The 20,167-nt window shown below is 72.4% G+C and carries 16 protein-coding genes and 1 pseudogene; 7 read left to right on the top strand and 10 right to left on the bottom strand.

Going from position 1 to position 20,167, the window contains the following annotated elements:
• Positions 1 to 21: 21 nt before the first annotated feature.
• Positions 22 to 1,479 (bottom strand): xylulokinase, encoded by a 1,458-nt coding sequence (gene xylB / locus NP777_RS21100; RefSeq protein ID WP_256651731.1) that lies wholly within the window; start codon positions 1,477 to 1,479, stop codon positions 22 to 24.
• A 118-nt stretch (positions 1,480 to 1,597) separates the two neighbouring features.
• Between xylB and xylA the strand changes: the two genes are divergently transcribed.
• The gene (xylA, locus tag NP777_RS21095) at positions 1,598 to 2,770 is read left to right on the top strand and encodes a xylose isomerase (protein WP_138910562.1); all 1,173 of its coding nucleotides are present in this window, start codon (positions 1,598 to 1,600) and stop codon (positions 2,768 to 2,770) included.
• A gap of 137 nt (positions 2,771 to 2,907) precedes the next feature.
• On the opposite strand, the pseudogene NP777_RS21090 reads toward xylA, so the two are convergent.
• The 3 genes and pseudogenes from NP777_RS21090 to NP777_RS21080 all read right to left on the bottom strand — a co-directional run.
• Positions 2,908 to 3,948: pseudogene (locus NP777_RS21090) on the bottom strand (pectinesterase family protein); the annotation flags it as partial.
• A gap of 308 nt (positions 3,949 to 4,256) precedes the next feature.
• Positions 4,257 to 5,531, bottom strand: a complete 1,275-nt coding sequence (locus NP777_RS21085) for an SWIM zinc finger family protein (RefSeq protein WP_256651730.1) — start codon at positions 5,529 to 5,531, stop codon at positions 4,257 to 4,259.
• Positions 5,528 to 8,467 carry a DEAD/DEAH box helicase gene (locus NP777_RS21080; protein ID WP_256651729.1) on the bottom strand — a complete coding sequence of 980 codons (2,940 nt, stop codon included), beginning with the start codon at positions 8,465 to 8,467 and terminating at the stop codon, positions 5,528 to 5,530. Before NP777_RS21080 ends, NP777_RS21085 begins: the two co-directional genes overlap by 4 nt.
• A 141-nt stretch (positions 8,468 to 8,608) precedes the next feature.
• Here NP777_RS21080 and NP777_RS21075 point away from each other — a divergent pair, with 141 nt between their 5' ends.
• Positions 8,609 to 8,791: a hypothetical protein gene (locus tag NP777_RS21075; RefSeq protein WP_256651728.1), complete on the top strand. Its 183-nt coding sequence runs from the start codon at positions 8,609 to 8,611 to the stop codon at positions 8,789 to 8,791.
• Positions 8,792 to 9,095: 304 nt separating this feature from the next.
• Here NP777_RS21075 and NP777_RS21070 read toward each other — a convergent pair whose 3' ends face one another.
• The 3 genes from NP777_RS21070 to NP777_RS21060 all read right to left on the bottom strand — a co-directional run bounded on the left by NP777_RS21070 (position 9,096) and on the right by NP777_RS21060 (position 11,496).
• Entirely contained in the window at positions 9,096 to 9,893 is a 798-nt protein-coding gene (locus NP777_RS21070; protein ID WP_256651727.1) for a hypothetical protein, read from the bottom strand.
• Positions 9,894 to 9,995: 102 nt separating this feature from the next.
• Positions 9,996 to 10,532, bottom strand: coding sequence for a PadR family transcriptional regulator (locus tag NP777_RS21065; protein ID WP_256651831.1), 537 nt, complete (start codon positions 10,530 to 10,532; stop codon positions 9,996 to 9,998).
• A gap of 343 nt (positions 10,533 to 10,875) precedes the next feature.
• Positions 10,876 to 11,496, bottom strand: coding sequence for a class I SAM-dependent methyltransferase (locus NP777_RS21060; RefSeq protein ID WP_256651726.1), 621 nt, complete (start codon positions 11,494 to 11,496; stop codon positions 10,876 to 10,878).
• A gap of 317 nt (positions 11,497 to 11,813) precedes the next feature.
• Here NP777_RS21060 and NP777_RS21055 point away from each other — a divergent pair, with 317 nt between their 5' ends.
• Positions 11,814 to 12,332 (top strand): roadblock/LC7 domain-containing protein, encoded by a 519-nt coding sequence (locus tag NP777_RS21055; RefSeq protein WP_256651725.1) that lies wholly within the window; start codon positions 11,814 to 11,816, stop codon positions 12,330 to 12,332.
• Positions 12,301 to 13,494 (top strand): zinc-dependent alcohol dehydrogenase, encoded by a 1,194-nt coding sequence (locus NP777_RS21050; RefSeq protein ID WP_256651724.1) that lies wholly within the window; start codon positions 12,301 to 12,303, stop codon positions 13,492 to 13,494. Before NP777_RS21055 ends, NP777_RS21050 begins: the two co-directional genes overlap by 32 nt.
• A 53-nt stretch (positions 13,495 to 13,547) precedes the next feature.
• Here NP777_RS21050 and NP777_RS21045 read toward each other — a convergent pair whose 3' ends face one another.
• Entirely contained in the window at positions 13,548 to 13,976 is a 429-nt protein-coding gene (locus NP777_RS21045; protein WP_256651723.1) for a PPOX class F420-dependent oxidoreductase, read from the bottom strand.
• Positions 13,977 to 14,095: 119 nt separating this feature from the next.
• On the opposite strand from NP777_RS21045, the gene NP777_RS21040 reads away from it, so the two are divergent.
• Both NP777_RS21040 and NP777_RS21035 read left to right on the top strand, forming a co-directional pair.
• Positions 14,096 to 14,500 (top strand): roadblock/LC7 domain-containing protein, encoded by a 405-nt coding sequence (locus NP777_RS21040; RefSeq protein WP_256651722.1) that lies wholly within the window; start codon positions 14,096 to 14,098, stop codon positions 14,498 to 14,500.
• Positions 14,501 to 14,598: 98 nt separating this feature from the next.
• A complete protein-coding gene (locus tag NP777_RS21035) occupies positions 14,599 to 15,570 on the top strand; it encodes a DUF6397 family protein (protein WP_256651721.1) in 972 nt (323 codons plus the stop codon).
• Between the two features lie 133 nt (positions 15,571 to 15,703).
• Here the strand turns inward: NP777_RS21035 and NP777_RS21030 are convergent, their stop codons facing one another.
• Both NP777_RS21030 and NP777_RS21025 read right to left on the bottom strand, forming a co-directional pair.
• On the bottom strand, positions 15,704 to 16,594 hold the full coding sequence (locus NP777_RS21030; protein ID WP_256651720.1) for an acyl-CoA thioesterase: 891 nt from the start codon (positions 16,592 to 16,594) through the stop codon (positions 15,704 to 15,706).
• Between the two features lie 61 nt (positions 16,595 to 16,655).
• Positions 16,656 to 19,184 (bottom strand): DEAD/DEAH box helicase, encoded by a 2,529-nt coding sequence (locus NP777_RS21025; protein ID WP_256651719.1) that lies wholly within the window; start codon positions 19,182 to 19,184, stop codon positions 16,656 to 16,658.
• Between the two features lie 136 nt (positions 19,185 to 19,320).
• On the opposite strand from NP777_RS21025, the gene NP777_RS21020 reads away from it, so the two are divergent.
• Complete coding sequence (locus NP777_RS21020; protein ID WP_256651718.1) at positions 19,321 to 20,112, top strand: metal-dependent hydrolase; 792 nt, start codon at positions 19,321 to 19,323, stop codon at positions 20,110 to 20,112.
• Positions 20,113 to 20,167: the final 55 nt, after the last annotated feature.

Genomic DNA, 20,167 nt, shown 5'->3' with positions numbered 1-20,167 from the left:
TTCATGCGTGGCGCGGCGGGCTCACGCGTGGCGCAGCAGTCCGTCCGCGTTCGCCAGCACCCGGGAGAGCCGCTCCAGCGCCGCCTCGTCGCGGGGCACCGGGCCGTAGGACGGCCCCTCGGCGGTCGACCAGCGCCGCGCCACCGCCGCCGGGTCCTCGCCCAGCAGCACCCCCGCGGCCTGCGCGGCGGCCCCGAGAGCGACCAACTCCTCGGCCCGGGGCACCTGGACCGGGCGTCCGCTCAGCCGCCGGACCGTCTCCCGCCACGCGGTGCCCTTGGCTCCGCCGCCGATGAGCAGCAGCGGGGCGTCCGGCGCCGCGTCCGCGTCCAGCACCTGGTCCAACGCGGTGAGCAGGGCGAACACGGCCCCGTCGTAGGCGGCCTGGAGCACCTGGCCGGGTGTGGTGTCGTGGCGCAGACCGTGCAGCAGCCCCGAGGCGTTCGGCAGATGGGGGGTGCGCTCGCCGTCGAGGAACGGCAGCAGCACGGCCGAGCCGCCCGGCTCCACCGCCTCCCGGTCGCGGCCCAGCAGCGCCGCGATCCGGTCGACCGCGAGGGTGCAGTTGAGCGTGCACGCCAGCGGCAGCCAGGCGTCACGCGAGTCGGCGAACCCCGCGACCACCCCGGTGGGGTCGGCGGGCCGGTGGGCCGAGACCGCGTAGACGGTGCCGGAGGTGCCCAGACTCAGCACCGGCTGCCCCGGGCGCAGACCGAGCCCCAGCGCGGCCGCCATGTTGTCGCCCGTGCCGGTGGCCACCAGGGCGCCGGTGGGCAGTGGCAGATCGGGCAGCTCCCGTACGGTCCCGGCGGCCTCGCCGTGGCGCAGCACGCGCGGCAGCAGCTCGGGGGAGAGCCCGACCCGGTCCAGGATCTCCTCGTCGTAGGACTCGGTACTCGAGGCCCACCAGCCGGTGCCAGAGGCGTCGCCCCGGTCGGTGGTGCCGTAGCCGGTGAGCCGCTCGGTGAGGTAGTCGTGGGGAAGCCGGACGGCCGCGGCGGCGCGGGCCGCCTCCGGCTCGTTCTCCATGAGCCAGGCCCACTTGGTGACGGTGAAGGCGGGCGCGGGCACGCTGCCCACCCGCTCCGCCCACGCCTTGGGCCCGCCCAGCTCCTCGATGAGCCGGTCGCGCTGCGGCGCGGAGCGCACGTCGTTCCACAGCAGGGCGGGTCGCACCGAGCGGCCCGAGGCGTCCAGCGTGACCAGGCCGTGCTGCTGGCCGCCCACGGAGACCGCGGCCGCCTCCCGGGCCGGGGTCCCGCACTGGCGCAGCGCCTCGGTGAGCGCCTCCCACCACTGCTCGGGAACGGACTCCTTACCGGTGCCGTCGCTGCCGCCGCCGACGGTGTGCGGGGCCTGTCCTCGGGCGACGACCGCACCGGTCGCGGAGTCGACGACGAGCGCCTTGGTCGACTGCGTGGAGCTGTCCACGCCGACGACGAGCGGTCCTTGCGGCACGGGCACGGCTGCTGCTGCCATCTCGCGCTCTCCCTTGCGTTCATGGGGCGTGCAGTGTGCGGGCTGTACGGGGCTTCCCCGGAATGCTCGCGCATACTAATTTGTAAAGCGCCATGACGAAATAGGCGAGGGAGCCGCGATGAGCTACAACCCCACCCCCGAGGACAGGTTCACCTTCGGACTGTGGACGGTCGGCTGGCAGGGCCGGGACCCGTTCGGGGACGCCACCCGCCCGGCGCTCGACCCCGTGGAGTCCGTGACCCGGCTCGCCGAACTCGGCGCGTACGGCGTCACCTTCCACGACGACGACCTCATCCCCTTCGGGGCTTCCGAGACCGAGCGCGAATCGCACATCAAGCGCTTCCGGCAGGCCCTGGACGCCACCGGGATGACCGTCCCCATGGCCACCACCAACCTCTTCACCCATCCGGTCTTCAAGGACGGCGCCTTCACCGCCAACGACCGCGATGTCCGCCGCTACGCGCTGCGCAAGACCATGCGCAACATCGACCTCGCCGCCGAGTTGGGCGCGAAGACCTATGTGGCCTGGGGCGGCCGCGAGGGCGCCGAGTCCGGCGGCGCCAAGGACGTACGCGCCGCGCTCGACCGGATGAAGGAGGCGTTCGACCTGCTCGGCGCGTACGTCACCGAGCAGGGCTACGATCTGCGCTTCGCCATCGAGCCCAAGCCCAACGAGCCGCGCGGCGACATCCTGCTGCCGACCGTCGGCCACGCCCTGGCCTTCATCGAGCGGCTGGAGCGGCCCGAGCTGTACGGGGTCAACCCGGAGGTGGGCCACGAGCAGATGGCCGGGCTGAACTTCCCGCACGGCATCGCGCAGGCGCTGTGGGCGGGCAAGCTCTTCCACATCGACCTCAACGGCCAGAACGGCATCAAGTACGACCAGGATCTGCGGTTCGGCGCGGGCGATCTGCGGGCCGCCTTCTGGCTGGTCGACCTGTTGGAGACCGGAGGCTACGAGGGCCCCCGCCACTTCGACTTCAAGCCCCCGCGCACCGAGGACATCTCGGGCGTCTGGGCCTCGGCGGCGGGCTGCATGCGCAACTACCTCATCCTCAAGGAGCGCGCGGCCGCCTTCCGCGCCGACCCCGAGGTCCAGGAGGCGCTGCGCGCCTCGCGCCTGGACCAGCTCGGCCTGCCGACCCTCGACGAGGGCGAGACCCCGGCGGCGCTGCTCGCGGACCGCACCGCCTTCGAGGACTTCGACGTCGAGGCGGCCGCCGAGCGCGGTATGGCCTTCGAGCGCCTCGACCAGCTGGCCATGGACCATCTGCTGGCCGCGCGCGGCTGACCGGGCGCGGCCGGCCGGGCGCGGGTGACCAGGCGCGAAGGCCGGGCCCGGCCGGCCGTGTCCGGCCGCCGGTCCCGCCCCCCGACGGGACCGGCGGCCGGGGCTCTCACCGGCTCAGGACTCCGGTGGCCGACCGCTCAGGACGACGGCTGCCAGCCGCCGAGCCAGTCGGCGATCTCGTAGTCCGCGGCCTGGGCGTCGGTCAGCTGCGGCCGGTCGGTACTCGCCGCACCGGAACCGGCGCCGGTGTTCTTGTACTCCGCGAAGCGGTCGTCCTTCCAGGAGAAGCCGCTCATGTCCGTCCACGGTGTGGTCTTGATCGCCGCTGACAGATCCGTATTGCGAACGATCGCCTGCGGATCGAGACTGGCATCGCCGCCCGCGTGCCAGGGGCGGCCGAGATAGAACGACCGGGAGTTCACATCCCCGGTGATGTTGCTGTTGATGAACAGGAAGCCCTTCTTCCCCGCCGCCGTCGAGGGCGCCGCGACATAGCCGCCGGAGCTGCCGTCGTAGCGCTTGACGAGCCGGATCGCCGACTTGTTGAGCACGGCGGAGGCCCGGCCGAAGATGAAGTCGACATTCCCCTGGATCCAGGCGTTGTTGATGTACACCCGGCCGACCTTGTCCTTGCTCGCCGAGTCCAGCAGCAGGGTGTCCTGGTCCCCGACCGCGCCGATGTTGTCCAGGACGATCCGGTCGCCCGCGGTGCGCAGCGCGACCGCCTGCTTGTCGGTGATGCTGGTGTTGCCCTCGTTGAAGTCGTTCACGAACTGCAGATTGCGGGCCTGGAAGTCATCGGCCTCGACGGCCACCGTCGCGCTGCCGCTGGTGCCGTAGGTGCCTCCGCCGGGCTTGGGGGTGCCGGAGGCGTTGTTGTAGACGATCGTCACATCGTTCTTGCTGCTCGTGGTCCCCACCAGCCGGATATGCGGCTTGTTGGCGGGGACCTTCACCGTCTCGCGGTACGTACCGGGTTTGACGGAGATGGTGACGGCGGACGGGTTGTTCGCCGGCACCGCGTCGACGGCCGCCTGCACGGTGGTGTAGGTGCCGCTGCCGTCCTTGGCCACCACGATGGTGGCCGCCGCGGCGGCCGGGGGCGCGGCGGCGTGGGCCGGGGCGACGGCGAGCCCGACGCCGGTGGCCAGGGCCAGGGAGCCGATGAGCGGAGCGGGGCGGCGGCGCCGGGGGCGCCGTGGACTGAGGGTCATGGTCGGTGACTCCGTCCCGTGGAGGCGTGCCGAGGGGGTTGACGCCTTACGGTCTCCACAGCCCACCCAAAGGTTGCCGCCCTGCTGCCTTCGGCGCGGCTGCTTCTTCGGCGCACAGCGTCGGCACATGGACAGCCGGGCCGCCGCAACCTTCCGCCCCTCTTGTCCGCGGGCACCGCGGCGCCGTCGGGATGGGGCGAACGATCCTGGCCCGGTCCGTGGCCCGTGGCCGATGGCGGACGGGACGCCGCCACCGGCCGTGCGCCGCCGCGTCAGCCGTCGGAGCCGGGCATCGCAAGCGCCGCCGCCGGGTCGTGTCCGGCCGGGCCCGCGGGCCACCAGCGGCCACGCTCCCTGCGGTACGGCCACCAGCGCCCGTCGTGTCCGAAGCGCACCTGGAGATCGGCGCCCACCACCGTCCAGCGGTTCGCCGTGGCGCGCAGCCGGGGTGTCCGCTCGTCCCCTTCCCAGGCGGCCGTGAGCTGGGCGCGGGCCCGCGCGAGCGCTTCCGCGTCCGGCGTCCACTCCTCCTCCAGCACGGTGAGCGCGGCGGCCCCGCCGTGCTCCCAGGCGCGGACGGCCCGCGCCAGATCGGTGCGGTCACGCCCGCAGCCCGCCGCGAGCCGGGCGGCGATCGGGGCCGGGGGACCGGCGGCGGTCAGCCGCACCGTGTCCTCCCACACCGTCGGCGCGGCCGGGACCGGGGAAGTGGCGTGGCCGGGTGCGAGCGCTTCGGCCAGCAGCCGCTGGGCGCGTACCGCGGCGTCCGCCGCCAGGAACTCCAGCGCGGCCACGTCCAGCCCCTCGGCCGGGTCCGTGCCGCCCGCCAGCGCCGGAGGACGGCCGGGCGCTGCGACGGCGGGCGGGGGCCCGGGCAGGGGCGGCCCCGGCGCGGCGAACGCCTCCCGGGCCGGTACGCCCTCCGGAGCCGGCCGAGCGGCGTCCTCCGGCGCCCGCGGAAGGTGCCGGGCGGCCCGCGCCGCGCTGCGCACCTGGAGCTCGTCCAGCAGCTCCCGCTCCCCGCGACCGCGCATCAGGAGCAGCACATACGGATCCTCGTCCAGCAGCCGGGCGAGCTGGTAGCACAGCGCGGCGGTGTGCGGGCAGTGGTCCCACGCCTCGCAGCCGCACTCCGGCTCCAGATCGCCTATCCCCGGCAGCAGTTCGACGCCCACGACCGCCGCGTCCTCGGCCAGTTGCGGGGGCATGTCGCGGTCCAGCAGGGCGGCGATATGGCCGGAGCGGTCCACGACCACCTCCAGCAGCCGGTCCCACTCCGCGTCGGTGAACTCCCGCAGCAGCACATCGGACCGGTAAGGCGTGCGGTCGCGGTCCCGCACCACCGCGGTGACCCGGCCGGGGCGTACGCACACCGCGCCCACCGCTCCCTCGCGCGCCTGCTTGCGGCCGCGCCTCAGCTGTTCGCCGTCCAGCGCCGTGTCCTCCAGGGCCTTCAGCCACGCCTGCCCCCACCAGGTGCGGGCGAAGCCGCGGCCACGGGCGGGCGGCAGCGCGGCGAAGGTGCGCTCGGACTCGGTACCGCTCATTCGGTCCCCCTCAGCTCCACGAGCTCCGCCAGCTCGGCGTCGGTCAGTACGGTCAGCGCGCCCTCGCCGGAGCCGAGCACGGCGTCCGCCAGCTCCCGCTTGCGGGTCAGCATCGCGGCGATGCGGTCCTCCACGGTCCCCTCCGCGATGATGCGGTGGACCTGCACCGGCTGGGTCTGGCCGATGCGGTAGGCGCGGTCGGTGGCCTGCGCCTCGACGGCCGGGTTCCACCAGCGGTCGTAGTGCACGACATGCCCGGCCCGGGTGAGGTTGAGCCCCGTGCCGGCCGCCTTCAGCGACAACAGGAACACCGGGACCTCGCCGTCCTGGAAGCGCCGCACCATCTCCTCGCGGCGCGCCACCGGCGTACCGCCGTGCAGCAGCTGGGCCGGCACCCCGCGCGCGGCCAGATGGCCCTCGAGGATGCGCGCCATCTGGACGTACTGGGTGAAGACCAGGACGCTCGCGCCCTCGGCCAGGATGGTGTCCAGCAGCTCGTCGAGCAGCTCCAGCTTGCCGGAGCGCCCGGGGACCACCGGACGGTCCTCCTTCAGATACTGCGCCGGGTGATTGCAGATCTGCTTCAGACCGGTCAGGAGCTTGACGATGAGCCCGCGCCGGACGAGACCGCCGGTGCCGGAGATCTCGGCGAGGATCTCGCGCACCACCGCCTCGTAGAGCCCGGCCTGCTCCTTGGTGAGCGCCACGGCCCGGTCCGTCTCGGTCTTCGGCGGCAGTTCGGGGGCGATACCGGGGTCGGACTTGCGGCGCCTGAGCAGGAAGGGGCGGACCAGTTTCGCCAGCCGCGCGGCGGCCTCGGGGTCGCTTCCGCTCTCCACGGCCTGGGCGTAGCGCCTGCGGAACGCTCCATGGGTGCCCAGCACTCCCGGCGTGGTCCAGTCGAGGATCGCCCACAGCTCGGAGAGGTTGTTCTCGATGGGTGTTCCGGAGAGCGCCACGCGGGCCTTCGCGCCGATGGTCCGCAGCTGCCGCGCCGTCGCCGAGAACGGGTTCTTCACATGCTGCGCCTCGTCCGCGACCACCATGCCCCACGGCCCGGCCTCGGCCAGTCGCCGCGCGTCGAGCCGCATCGTGCCGTAGGTGGTGAGGACGAACTCGTCGTCCGTAAGGCCGTCCAGGCTGCGCGTGGAGCCGTGGTAGCGGCGCACCGGGGTGCCCGGCGCGAACCGCTCGATCTCGCGCCGCCAGTTGCCCATCAGCGAGGTGGGGCAGACCACCAGAGTGGGCCCGGAGGCTTCGGGGACGCCCATACGGTGCAGATGAAGCGCGATGAGGGTGATGGTCTTGCCGAGCCCCATGTCGTCGGCGAGACAGCCGCCGAGGCCGATCGAGGTCATCCGGACCAGCCAGTCCAGGCCGTGCAGCTGATAGTCGCGCAGCGTGGCGGCCAGGGCGGGGGGCTGCGACACGGGCGCCCGCTCGGGGCCGGCGGTCCCCTCGGGGTCGGCGAGGTGGTCCCGCAGGGCCTCCAGCCAGCCGGTGGCCCGCACCTCCACATCGGTGCCGTCGGCCTCCGTGTGACCGGTAAGGACGGCACCGAGGGCGTCGGCGGGGGTGAGCTTGCGGTCCTGCCGGTCCTGGACGCGGCGCACCGCCTCGGGGTCGAGGAGGACCCACTGGTCACGCAGCCGTACCACCGGCCGGCTGGCCTCGGCGAGCCCGTCGAGCTCGGCGCGGGTGAGCTCCTGGCCGCCCATGGCGAGCCGCCAGCTGAAGCGCAGCAGCGCGTCGGCGGAGAGGAAGGAGGGGAACCGGGGCCCGGCGTCGTCCTGAGTCTCGTCGTCGCCGTCCGGGCCGATGACGGCACGGGCGGTGAGTCCGCGGGCCAGCTCCCTGGGCCAGTGCACCTGGACCCCGGCGGCGTCCAGCGCCCCGGCGGCCGGACCGAGCAACTCGGTGACCTCCTCGTCGGCGAGGTCGAGTGCGTCGGGCACGGCGGCCGACAGCAGCGGGGTGAGCGGCGCCCAGGCGCGGGCCGCGCGCCGCAGGGTCAGCAGGGCGTCCATACGGGCGCGCGGACCGAGGGCCGGGGTGATGGGCGAGGTCCCCGCCCAGACATCGGCCGCCTCCGCGACCAGCGCCGGATCGGTGAGGCTGTGCAACTGGAGTACGGCGCGGAAGCGCGGCCCGTCCGCCTTACCGTTCCCACCGACGCCGTGCAGCAGCTCGATACGGATCGAGAGCCGCACCCCCGCGTCGTGCCCAGCGGCCACGTCGGCGGCCCAGGCACGCTGTTCGGGCAGCCGCCGTGGCGCCGGGGCGGCGAAGGCGGGGCCGCCCGCGGCCAGCGCCGCCGCGGGCGAGCGCGGCAGCCCGTCCGCCACCGCGTCCAGGAACGCCCGCAGATGCCGCTCGGGCTCGGGCAGCAGCACCGGGCCGGAGACGGGCAGCGGCGTGGCGTGGGCCGTGGGCGGCATGGCGGCGGCCAGCTCACGCACCCGCGTCAGATCGTCGGGGGCGAGCGGACCGACGCGCCACGCGTCGTGGTCGGTGGCGCTGAGCCCGGGCAGCAGCCTTCCGCGGGCCGCGAGTTGGAGGGCGAGTACGGCGGCGGCGCCCCAGAAGGCCGTGGCGGGGTCGCACTGCCCCGGCCCGGCCTGCGCGGCCCGCGCCCGGACCCGGGTGAGCACCGGGAGCGCCTCGCCCAGGGGCAGTACGAGCGCTCTTACGGTGCGCGTCCGGACGTCCGGGCCGATGGGGGTGGGGTCGTCATGGGGGCCGTCGTCGGTGCCGTCCGCCGGGACGACGACCGTCAGCTCCTCGGTGGAGCCGGTGGCGGGGCCGGAGGGAGTCGCGCCGTCCGGCCGCCAGAAGGCGACCCGGCCGGTGCGTGCCGGGTCACCGGGTAGGAAGACCGCGGTGCAGCGGGAGAGTTCTGCGATGTCGGAGGGTGTTGCCGCGGAGGGTGGTGTCACAGCGCTGAGCGTTCCTCAAATTTGACTAGTCGAGCCCGGCCGCCCGAGGGTACAGGATCACGGCGCGGGGAGGAACCGGGTGCCGTCGGCGTCCGTTGTGTGGAGTGAGTGCGGCTATGGGCCGTGAAGGAGGCGGGTGAGATGTCCACACGCGCGAAGGTCGCCACCGGTGGTGTGGTGGCGGGTGTGATCCTGCTCTGGGTGTTGCCCTTCTGGGCTGCGCTGCTGGTGATCGTCGGAGTGCCGGCGGCGGCCTATCTGCTGCTGGACCCCTCCCAGCGCCGCAGGCTGAACAGGGCGACCCGTAAGCAGCTGGGCCGCTGAAGCGGCGGGCCGCCGGGCGCGGTCGCGCAAGGCGGGGGCTGGGTCAGGGGTCACGGGCGGAGCGCACCCGGGAGTGACCGCGCAGTACGGATCGCGGACCGCCCGCGACCCCGTTCCGCGCCCGGCCGGACGGGGAGCGGTCGTGGCCTGCCCGGACCCGAGGCCCGGCCGGAGAGGGCCGTGGCGGCCGTAAGGGCCCGAGGTGCCGCGGTTCGGCGTGCCCGACCGGTCCGCACGGCGTCGTCGACCAGCTCTTGGCGGCGTCCTTGACCGGCCCGTACGGGAGAGGGCGGGACGTCAGGTCTCAGTGGGGCCGTACGGCCAACTTGTCCAGGGCCGTCAGCAGCCCCGGCAGCTCGGGGCCGCGGCCGACCGGCAGCACCTCGCCCGGTGCGTCGTCCAGCAGCACGAACGCGATGTCGTCGGTCCGGGCCACCATGCTCCAGCCCGGCCCGTCGGCCCGGAGCGTCCGCGCGTCACCGGAGGCGAACGCCGAGCGGATCCGCCCCAGCGGCGGGGGTGAGTCCAGATAGCCGCGCGCCTCTTCGAGTACCCGCCGCACGCCCCCGTGCGGCTTCTCGCCCGGGGACACGAACGTCACATCGCTGTCGACCTGCTCACGCCAGATCGCCCACTGGAGCGCGATCTCATCGGCGCCGAGCCGCCGCTGCGCCGGGCCCCACCGCTCGGAGTCCGGCGGCGACAGCGGCGCCCGGGAGGCGTCGCCGCCCAGCCCTGGGTCGGGCGTGGGGTCATGGGGAGCCGGTACGCCCGGGGCGGCCACGGCCACCGCGAGCGGCCAGCCGGGAAGCGAGGCGACCACCGTACGGTCCTCGATGGCCAGGGCGTACTCCATACCGCAGTCCCAGGTCGCGATGGCGATGGCCACGAGCGACACATCGTCGGTGACCACCGTCCAGCGGGCGCCGCCGCCGTCCTGCCCCAGCACCAGTCCGTAGCCGGTGTCGTACGGCTCCAGCCCGAGTGCGGCACATGCCTCGGGATAGTCGTCGCCGAGCACGCTCGGGAATTGAGCGGGGGTCAGCAGCACCGCGGTCAGCACATACAGTGCCTCGTCGCGTGACTCCTCCGTGGCGGGCACGACAGCCTCCTCCTGCGCATGCGGATCCGATGAGCGACCCGTCGTCGCGCACCTTAACCACCCAGTAGCCACGGAGTCGAGACATCGGGAGGCGGTCGGCCCTCAGTCCTCGGTCGGCGACCGGAGGGTGTCCAGTGTGCGCCGCAGCCAGGACAGTTCGGCCTGGCTGGTGGCCCGGGCGATGGTGAGGATGCCGCGCCGGAAGGGATCCTCGACCTCTTCGGCCCGCAGCGGGCGGTCGCCCTCGTAGAAGAAGCTCCACGGCTGCCGCAGAAAGGCCATACGGCGCTCCAGCACCTCCGCCTGGGCCGACGGGTCGTCGAGGTGGCGCAGGAACGCCAGCACGGTGAACCAGCGGTTCTCGTCGGTGATGTCGACGTCCGCCGGATGCGCGAGGCGGTGGCGCAGCTCCGCCTGTCCCTCGGCGGTCAGTGTGAGCACGTGCCGGGGCGCGGCCCCCGCGCCCGGCTGGGGCCGGCGGGCCAGCAGACCGGCCTTCTCCAGGCGCTTGATCGCCGGGTAGAGGGTGGACTCGGCCACGGGTTTCACATGTCCGGTCAGCGCGGCGATGCGCTTGCGCAACTCATAGCCGTGCAGCGGGGCGTCGTGGAGGAAGCCCAGGATGGCGAGTTCGAGCATGGCCGCATTGTGCCGCATGACCGCTGTACCTCGTGAGCGCAATACATCGCCATTGATGCATTGGCGGCATCCGGCGCGATCCTCAAGGCGGGAACCGCGGGAGGAAGGCCATGGAGCACGCCCGGCGTGGAGATTCCCCGCACCTTCCTCGTCGGCGGGCACGGCGAGGAACTGGGCGGGCGCGAGGAGCTGACGGAGGCCGGGGTGACGGTCCGCACCGTGCCCGGAGCGGGGCACAACGTGATGTGCGACAACGCCCCCGGCCTTCGCGGCGGCGGTCGCGGGTCAGCCCTGAGCGGATTGCTCGGGCCGTCGGTCCGGTCCGGTCGGCCTTTCCGGTCCCTTAGTCCACTTCGCGGACGGAGAGCGCCAGAAAGCGCGTGTCCTCGTCCGTGTACGACTCCAGCCGCCAGCCCGCGTCCGCCAGCAACGGCCGCAGCTGGGGCTCCGCCCGCAGGTCGTCGGGGGTGAGGGCGCGGCCGTGGCGGGCGGCGAGAGCGGCTCGCCCCACCGGGTGGAACAGCGCGAGCCGCCCGCCGGGGCGCACCACCCGGGCCAGTTCGCGCAGGTTCTCGCGGGGGTCGGAGAGATGGGAGATCAGCCCCGCGGCGAACACCGCGTCGAGGCAGTCGTCGCGCAGCGGCAGCCGCGCCACATCGGCGAGGGCGAGGCTCGCGAAGCCGTCCCGCCCCTCGCGCAGGGCCGCGTCCAGCATGGCGGGCGTGAGGTCCACTCCGAGGACGGTCCCCTCCGGGCCGACCGCGGCGCGCAGCGCGGGCAGCGCACGCCCCGTTCCGCACCCCGCGTCGAGGGCCGCGTCCCCGGGGCGGAGCCCGAGGTCGGCGACGGCGGCGGCGTAGGCGGGGCCGTCGTCCGGGAAGCGGCGGTCCCAGTCGGCGGCCCGGGGGGTGAAGAAGTCCCGTACGTCGGCCGCACTGTTTCCATGGGAGGGCTCATGGGGCACGGGAACTCCTCGGGACACCTTTGGATACGACGGTGAAGCGCCGCTTTGGATACGACGGTGAAGCGCCGCTTTGGATACGGCGGTGAAGCGCCGCTTTGGATACGACGGTGAAGCGCTGCGCTGAGCATGCAGCCTACGCCCGCATCGAGTGCAGATTCGGACGCTCATCGATCGCTCTGGCATCTGACTCTGTCAATTTTCAACAGGTTCCGTAATGCGCCCTCAATGTGCGCCCCCGCCGGGGCTAGCGTCCCTGGCCCAGGGGGACACCCGGAGCGCCGCCCGGCGCGGCGCATCCCGACCGAGGGAGACCGCCCATGACCAAGCCGCGCAGCACCGCCGATCGTTCCATGGCCGATCTCGACCGGATCCTTGACGATCTGGTGGCCGGGGCCGCATGCGTACGCCATGCCGTGGTGCTCTCCCGGGACGGGGCCACCGTCAGCGCCTCCGGTGGCCTCTCCCGCCATGAGGCCGAGCATCTGGCCGCCGTCGCCTCCGGATTCCACGGCATCGCCGCGAGCGCGGGGCGCCGGGGGCGCGGCGGCCAGTCGCGGCGCACAATGATCGAGATGGCGGCGGGCACCCTCTTCGTCACGGCGCTCGCCGGCGGCGCGTGCCTGGCCGTGCTGGGCACCGCGGGCGCCGAGCCGGCCGTGGTCGCCGAGGAGACGACCCGGCTCGTGGACCTGGTGGACCGGCGGCGCCGCCCATGGTCCCGCCGACGGTTCGGCCGGATGCGCCGGGGTACCCGCAACGGCCCTCGGAAGATCATTTCGACGACCACGGCGAAGGGATGCGGCGATGCGAGCGGTGACCTGGCAGGGCCGACATGATGTGCGGGTCGAGACGGTGCCCGACCCCATCATCAAGGAGCCGACGGACGCGATCGTCCGGATCACCACCACGGGGCTGTGCGGGTCCGACCTGCATCTGTACGAGGTGCTCACGCCGTTCATGACCCCCGGCGACATCCTCGGCCACGAGCCGATGGGCCTCGTGGAGGAGACGGGCCCGGAGGTGGCGCACATCAAGCCGGGCGACCGTGTGGTGGTCCCGTTCCAGATCGCCTGCGGACACTGCTGGATGTGCCGTTCTGGTCTGCCGACCCAGTGCGAGACCACCCAGGTCGCCGAGCACGGCATGGGGGCGGAGCTCTTCGGCTACACCAAGCTCTACGGCGCGGTCGCCGGCGGCCAGGCGGAATACGTGAGGGTGCCGCAGGCCCAGTACGGCCCGATCAAGGTGCCCGAAGGAGTCCACGACGACCGCTTCGTCTATCTGTCCGACGTGCTGCCCACGGCATGGCAGGCGGTCGAGTACGCGGAGGTGCCGCGCGGTGGCACGCTCGCGGTCCTGGGGCTGGGCCCCATCGGGCTCATGGCCTGCCGGGTGGCGAAGGTCCAGGGTCTGGCCGAACGGGTCATCGGTGTGGACCTCGTCCCCGAACGGCTGCGCCGGGCGCGCGGCGACGGCGTCGAGGTCCATGACCTCAATGACTTCTCCGGCCAGGAGGACCTGGTCGAGGCCGTCCTCTCCACCACCGGCGGCCGCGGACCGGACGCGGTCATCGACGCGGTGGGCACGGAGGCCCACGGCAGCCCGCTGGGCCGGACCGCCCAGCGGGCCACGGGTCTCCTGCCGCGGGAATGGGCCGCCAAGCTCACGGAGAAGGCCGGGGTCGACCGGCTGGCGGCACTGCGGCTGGCCATCGCGCTGGTGCGGCGCGGCGGAACCATCTCCCTCAGCGGGGTCTATGGCGGGATGGCCGATCCGCTGCCGCTGATGACCATGTTCGACAAGCAGATCCAGCTGCGGATGGGCCAGGCGAACGTGCGGCGCTGGGCCGGTGAAATCTTCCCGCTGCTGACGGACGACGACCCGCTGGGCGTCGACGGGTTCGCCACCCATCGCGTACCGCTGGAGGAGGCACCCCGCGCCTATGAGATGTTCCAGCACAAGGAGGACGGTGCGATAAAGGTCCTCATGCGCCCGTAAACGTCGGATGGGCGGGGGTGCGTCATGAAGGGATGGATTTCGGTCGAATACCGCTACTCGGCGACTCCGGAGAGTGCGAGCACCTTGTCGATACGCACCCTGACCAGCAGCTCGCCCGGCACGCCGTTGCGAGCGCCGTACTCCTCGGCCCGGTCCTCGCCCATGTAACGGGCGGCGATCCGGGTGGCCCAGTCGCGGACCTGCCCCAGATCGTCGATGAGTTCGGCGTGTCCCCGCAGGGTGACGAAGGCGAACGGCGGCCTGTCGTCGTCCACACAGATGGTGAGCCGGCCGTCCCGGGCCAAGTTCCGTCCCTTCACCGTCTCCTGACCTGTGTTGAAGACGAGGTCGTCGCCGTCGAGCAGAAACCACACGGGGGCGAGATGCGGACTTCCGTCGGCTCGCACGGTCGCCAGCTTCGCGGTGCGGGTGCCCTCCGTGACGAACTTCTGCCACTGATCCTTGGTCATGTTCTGTGCCATGTCCCCATCCTGCGTCAATCAGCGCACAAGCGTGGGGTGCCGGGCGGGGCGGGTTGCCCAGACGGCGGCAGTGAGAAAGGCTGGCACGCAGCTGAAGGGGAATCGGGGAGGAATCGGATATGGCAGTGAACAAGGGGCTCGACTGGTTACTGGACGACCTGACCGAGCGGATCGCGGAGATACGGCACGCGTTGGTGCTGTCCAACGACGGGCTGGTGACGGGGGCGAGTTCCACGCTGGTGCGCCAGGACGCCGAGCACCTGGCCGCGGTGGCGTCCGGGCTGCACAGCCTCGCCAAGGGGTCCGGGCACCACTTCCGGACGGGCCGGGTGCGGCAGACGATGGTCGAATTCGACGAGGGCGTCCTCTTCGTCACGGCGGCGGGGGACGGCAGCTGTCTGTGCGTGCTCACCGGTCCGGACGCGGATGTGGGGCAGGTCGCCTACGAGATGACGCTGCTGGTCAACCGGGTGGGGGAGCATCTGGGAGTCGAGGCCAGGCAGGAGAGCGGCGCACCCAGCTGATGCCGCGCAGAAGTTATCCACAGGCCTGACCGGGCATCTTGCTTCGCGGCTATCGTCGTCACTGTCAGTGATTGAGGCAGTGCGGGGGAGGACGTCGCATGGCAGTGCGGGTGGATCAGGAGCTGCGGGAGAGCCAGGGGCCGTGGAGCCCGGAGTGGCTCGGCGAGCCGAGCGTACCGGGACGGGCGAGCGGGCCGGGAGACCCTGGCGGGCCGGCGGGGCCGGCAGGGCTGGGCGGATCGGGCGAGAGCGTCGCGTTCGGCGCGGCGGCCCGGGCGCTGGGGCTCAGCACGCGGGAGTTCGAGCTGGCCGTTCAGTTGGGGGAAGTGCGCACCGTCACCACCGGTCCGGGCCGACGGGTGGCGTGCGAGGAGTTGAGGCGGGTGACCGCTGCCGAGGGCTTTCCGGAAGCGCTCATCGCCCGTCTCCGCGTGGTCGGCACGGCAGAGAGCGCGGAGCTGCTCGGCATCACCCAGGGGCGGCTGACCCGCCTCGCGCGCGGGGGTTTCTTCGCCCCCGTCCGGTTCTATGTCAATCGCTATCGGGCCGTCGTATGGCTCTATCTGGCGTCGGATCTGACTGAGTTCGCCGTCAGGCAGCCGGAGTTGCTGAGCGGCCGCACTCCGCCGGGGCTGAGCGCCGCCTTGGCCGCCGGGGAGGACTGGCGGGCCGCCAAATGGCGCGGCCGCAGGATCGGCCAGCTGCTCGCCCAGACCGAGGACCCCTGGGCGCGGGCCGCGGTGCTGGCCTCGGTGCTTGGCTCCGTCGAGCTGGCCTCGGCCGTGGCCGACCCCTACGAGCGGGCCCATCTGCGGGAGCTCCGTCCCGCACTCGTCCGGATGCGCCCCGAGGCCGGCGCGGTCCGGGATGTCATCGACGCGGTGGTCACGGCGGACGACCCACGGGAGATCCGGCGCTATCGAGCCGCCCTCGCCTCGTCGCTGGACGACGCCCGCCGGGCACGGTCCGCGCCGCGCCCGGACGCCGGGCCGGAGCCCGCGTTCGATGACCGCACCCCGGTTCCGGGCCGTCCGCGGGGCCTGTGGCGGAAGCTGATCGGCAGGCGATGAGACCCGATGCGGTACGTCCCGATGCGGTACGTCCCGATGGGCCGCACCACGGCGCGGCACACCACGGTGGGGCACACCACGGTGGGGCACACCACGGTGGGGCACACCACGGTGGGGCACACCACGGTGGGGCTCAGCCGCCGTCAGCGGCACCTTCGGCGGGCCGCAGCGGACGAAACAGTCCCTCTTGCACCACGGACACCAGAAGCCGCCCCGCACGGTCGTAGATCCGGCCGCGCGCCAGTCCCCGGCCGCCCGTGGCCACGGGTGACTCCTGCTCGTAGAGAAACCACTCATCGGTGCGGAACGGCCGGTGGAACCACATGGCGTGATCGAGCGAGGCCATGTCGAAGCCCCGTGGGCCCCACAGCGGCTCGACCGGCACCCGCACCGCGTCCAGCAGCATCATGTCGCTCGCATAGGTGAGCGCACAGGTGTGCACCAGCGGGTCGTCCCCGAGCGGCCCCACCGCGCGCATCCATACGGCGCTGCGCGGTTCCGCGCCCCTGAGCTCCTCGTCGGTCCAGCGCAGCCGCTCCACATAGCGGATGTCGAAGGGCTGCCGGCGCTCCATGCGGGCGAACGCCTCGGGGAGCGTGCCCAGATGGGCGCGGACCTCGTCGGCGAGGGTCGGCAGACCCTCCGGGCCGGGCACATCCGGCATCGGGAGCTGCTGCTCGATACCCGGCTCAGGAGAGTGAAAGGAGGCCGTCAAATTGAAGATCGTGCGACCCTGCTGGATGGCGACGACCCGGCGGGTGGTGAAGGAGCGCCCGTCCCGGACCCGCTCCACCTGGTACACGATGGGCACGCCCGGCCGCCCCGGCCGCAGGAAGTACGCGTGCAGCGAGTGCACTGGACGCTCCCCGTCGGTGGTCCGCCCGGCGGCCACCAGCGCCTGGCCCGCCACCTGCCCGCCGAACACCCGCTGCAGCGACTCATCGGGGCTGCGGCCGCGGAAGATGTCCAGCTCGATCCGTTCCAGGTCGAGCAGATCGACCAGGCGTTCGGCGGGATTGGTCATCGGTCGTGCTCCTTCACTGTGGGGGCCGGGCCGGTCCCCGGTGCGGACCGCGTCCAGGAGGCTACAGTTGGCCCACGTCGGTGACCCGGACCACCGCCCGGCCCTCCTCGTCGGAGGCGGTGAGGTCGACCTCCGCCGAGATGCCCCAGTCGTGGTCGCCGTTCGGGTCGTCGAAGGTCTGCCGCACCCGCCACAGACCGTGCTCGGGGTCCTCCTCGATCCGCAGCAGCTTCGGCCCGCGGGCCTGTGCTCCGGTGCCGAGCTCCTCGTACTCCTCCCAGTACCCGTCCAGTGCCTCCGCCCAGGCGTCCTCGTCCCAGCCCGAGTCGGCGTCCATCTCCCCGAGCTCGGCGACCTTGTCCAGCGCGGCCAGCTCCACCCGGCGGAACATGGCGTTGCGCACCAGCACGCGGAAGGCGCGGGCGTTGGCGGTGACCGGCCTGACCTGGTCGGCGCGCTCCTGGGCCTCCTCCGCCGACTCCTCCTCCGGGTTGGCCAGCTGCTCCCACTCGTCCAGGAGGCTGGAGTCGACCTGCCGCACCATCTCGCCGAGCCAGGCGATGATGTCCTGGAAGTCATCGGACTTCAGATCGTCCGGCACGGTGTGGTCCAGGGCCTTGAAGGCGCTGGCCAGGTAGCGCAGCACAATGCCCTCGGTCCGCGCCAGGTCGTAGAACGAGGTGAACTCGGTGAAGGTCATCGCCCGCTCGTACATGTCGCGGATCACCGACTTGGGCGAGAGCGGATGGTCGCCGACCCAGGGATGGCTCTTGCGGTAGAGCCCGTAGGCGTGGAAGAGCAGCTCCTCCAGCGGCTTGGGGTACGAGATGTCCTGGAGCCGCTCCATGCGCTCCTCGTACTCGACGCCGTCCGCCTTCATCGCGGCCACCGCCTCACCGCGCGCCTTGTTCTGCTGCGCCGCCAGGATCTGCCGGGGGTCGTCCAGCGTCGACTCCACGACCGAGACCATGTCCAGGGCGTAGGAGGGCGATTCGGGGTCCAGCAGCTCGAAGGCGGCCAGCGCGAAGGTGGACAGCGGCTGGTTGAGCGCGAAGTCCTGCTGCAGATCCACCGTCAGCCGGACGATCGGGGCGCCCCCGTCCTCGCCGTCGGTGTCCTGCGGCTTCACCTGCTCGACCACCCCGCCGTCCAGCAGCGAGCGGTAGATCGCGATCGCCCGGCGGATGTGCCGCAGCTGGTTCTTGCGCGGCTCGTGGTTGTCCTCCAGCAGGTGGCGCATCCCCTGGAACGCGTTACCGGGACGGGCGATGACCGACAGCAGCATCGCGTGGGTGACCCGGAACCGGGAGGTGAGCGGCTCGGGTTCGGAGGCGATGAGCTTTTCGAAGGTGTTCTGACCCCAGTTGACGAAGCCCTCCGGCGCCTTCTTGCGGACCACCTTGCGGCGCTTCTTCGGATCGTCCCCGGCCTTCGCGAGCGCCTTCTCGTTCTCGATGACGTGCTCGGGCGCCTGCGCCACCACAAAGCCCGCGGTGTCGAAACCGGCCCGTCCGGCCCGGCCGGCGATCTGGTGGAACTCCCGGGCCCGCAGCGTCCGCACCCGCTGACCGTCGTACTTCGTCAGCGCGGTGAACAGGACGGTGCGGATGGGCACGTTGACGCCCACGCCCAGGGTGTCCGTACCGCAGATGACCTTGAGCAGCCCGGCCTGCGCCAGCTTCTCCACCAACCGTCGGTACTTGGGCAGCATGCCCGCGTGGTGCACACCGATCCCGTGCCGGACGTAACGGGACAGGTTGCGGCCGAACTTGGTGGTGAACCGGAAATTGCCGATCAGCGAGGCGATCTCGTCCTTCTCGGCGCGCGAGCACATATTGATGCTCATCAGCGCCTGGGCCCGCTCGACCGCCGCCGCCTGGGTGAAGTGCACGATGTAGACGGGCGCCTGCTGGGTCTCCAGCAGCTCGGTCAGCGTCTCGGTCAGCGGCGTCGTCCGGTACTCGTAGCTCAGCGGTACCGGCCGGGTCGCGGACCGCACGACCGCGGTGGACCGCCCGGTGCGCCGGTTCAGGTCCTCCTCGAACCGGCTCACATCACCGAGCGTCGCCGACATCAGGATGAACTGCGCCTGTGGCAGCTCCAGCAGCGGGATCTGCCACGCCCAGCCCCGGTCCGGCTCCGCGTAGAAGTGGAACTCGTCCATCACCACCTGGCCGATATCGGCGTCCTTGCCGTCCCGCAGGGCGATGGACGCCAGCACCTCGGCCGTACAGCAGATGACCGGCGCGTCCGCGTTGACCGACGCGTCGCCGGTCAGCATCCCGACGTTCTCGGTGCCGAAGAGCTTGCACAGCTCGAAGAACTTCTCCGAGACCAGGGCCTTGATCGGCGCGGTGTAGAAGGTGACCTCGTCCCGGGCGAGCGCGGCGAAATGGGCACCCGCCGCCACCAGGCTCTTGCCCGAGCCGGTGGGGGTCGAAAGGATCACATTCGCCCCGGACACCACCTCGATCAGCGCTTCCTCCTGGGCGGGGTACAGCGAGATGCCCCGCTCCTCGACCCAGGTGGAGAACGCCTCGAAAAGTGCGTCGGGGTCGGCGTCGCTCGGCAGCTGATCGATAAGAGTCACGTACCTATACTGCCTGGTTTCCCCGCCGGGACGGGAACCGGCTGTACGCGCGAAGATCGTCCGCCGCTAGGCTGTGCCGGGCCGAAGCAGTCAACTCCCGCTCGGAAGCGGGAAAGAACAGGGGCGGGGTACGACCATGATGGGACCGGCGCATTCGCTGTCCGGGGCGGCGGCCTGGCTGGGGGTGGGGGCGGCGGCCGCGGCGGCCGACCACGCGATGCCCTGGCCGGTGCTGGTCACCGGCGCGCTGATCTGCGCGGGAGCGGCGCTCGCCCCCGATCTCGACCACAAGGCGGCGACCATATCGCGCGCCTTCGGGCCCATATCGCGGGCTCTGTGCGAGGTGATCGACAAGATCTCGTACTCGGTCTACAAGTCGACCAGGAAGGCGGGCGACCCGCGCCGCTCCGGCGGTCACCGCACCCTGACCCACACCTGGGTATGGGCGGTGCTGATCGGCGCCGGAGCCTCGGCGCTCGCGATGATCGGCGGCCGCTGGGCGGTGCTGGGCGTCCTCTTCGTGCATATGGTGCTGGCCGTCGAGGGTCTGCTGTGGCGGGCGGCGCGGGTCTCCAGCGATGTTCTGGTGTGGCTGCTCGGAGCGGCCAGTGCCTGGATCCTCGCCGATGTGCTGCACAAGCCCGGCAATGGCTCGGACTGGCTGTTCACCGCACCGGGCCAGGAGTACCTCTGGCTGGGCCTGCCGATCGTGCTCGGCGCATTGGTCCACGACATCGGGGACGCGCTCACCGTCTCCGGCTGCCCGATCCTGTGGCCCATCCCGATCGGCCGCAAGCGCTGGTACCCGCTCGGTCCGCCGAAGGGAATGCGGTTCCGGGCCGGCAGCTGGGTCGAATTGAAGGTGCTGATGCCGGTCTTCATGCTGCTCGGTGGCATGGGCGGACTCGCCGCCCTCGGCGTGATCTGAACCCCCTCCAGGACCCGGGCGGTCCCGGAGGGGACCGGGGTGGCCCTGGACGGGA

The organism is Streptomyces rugosispiralis, from assembly GCF_024505145.1.
GTDB lineage: Bacteria > Actinomycetota > Actinomycetes > Streptomycetales > Streptomycetaceae > Streptomyces > Streptomyces rugosispiralis.
This window is presented reverse-complemented; position numbering and strand designations above follow the sequence as displayed.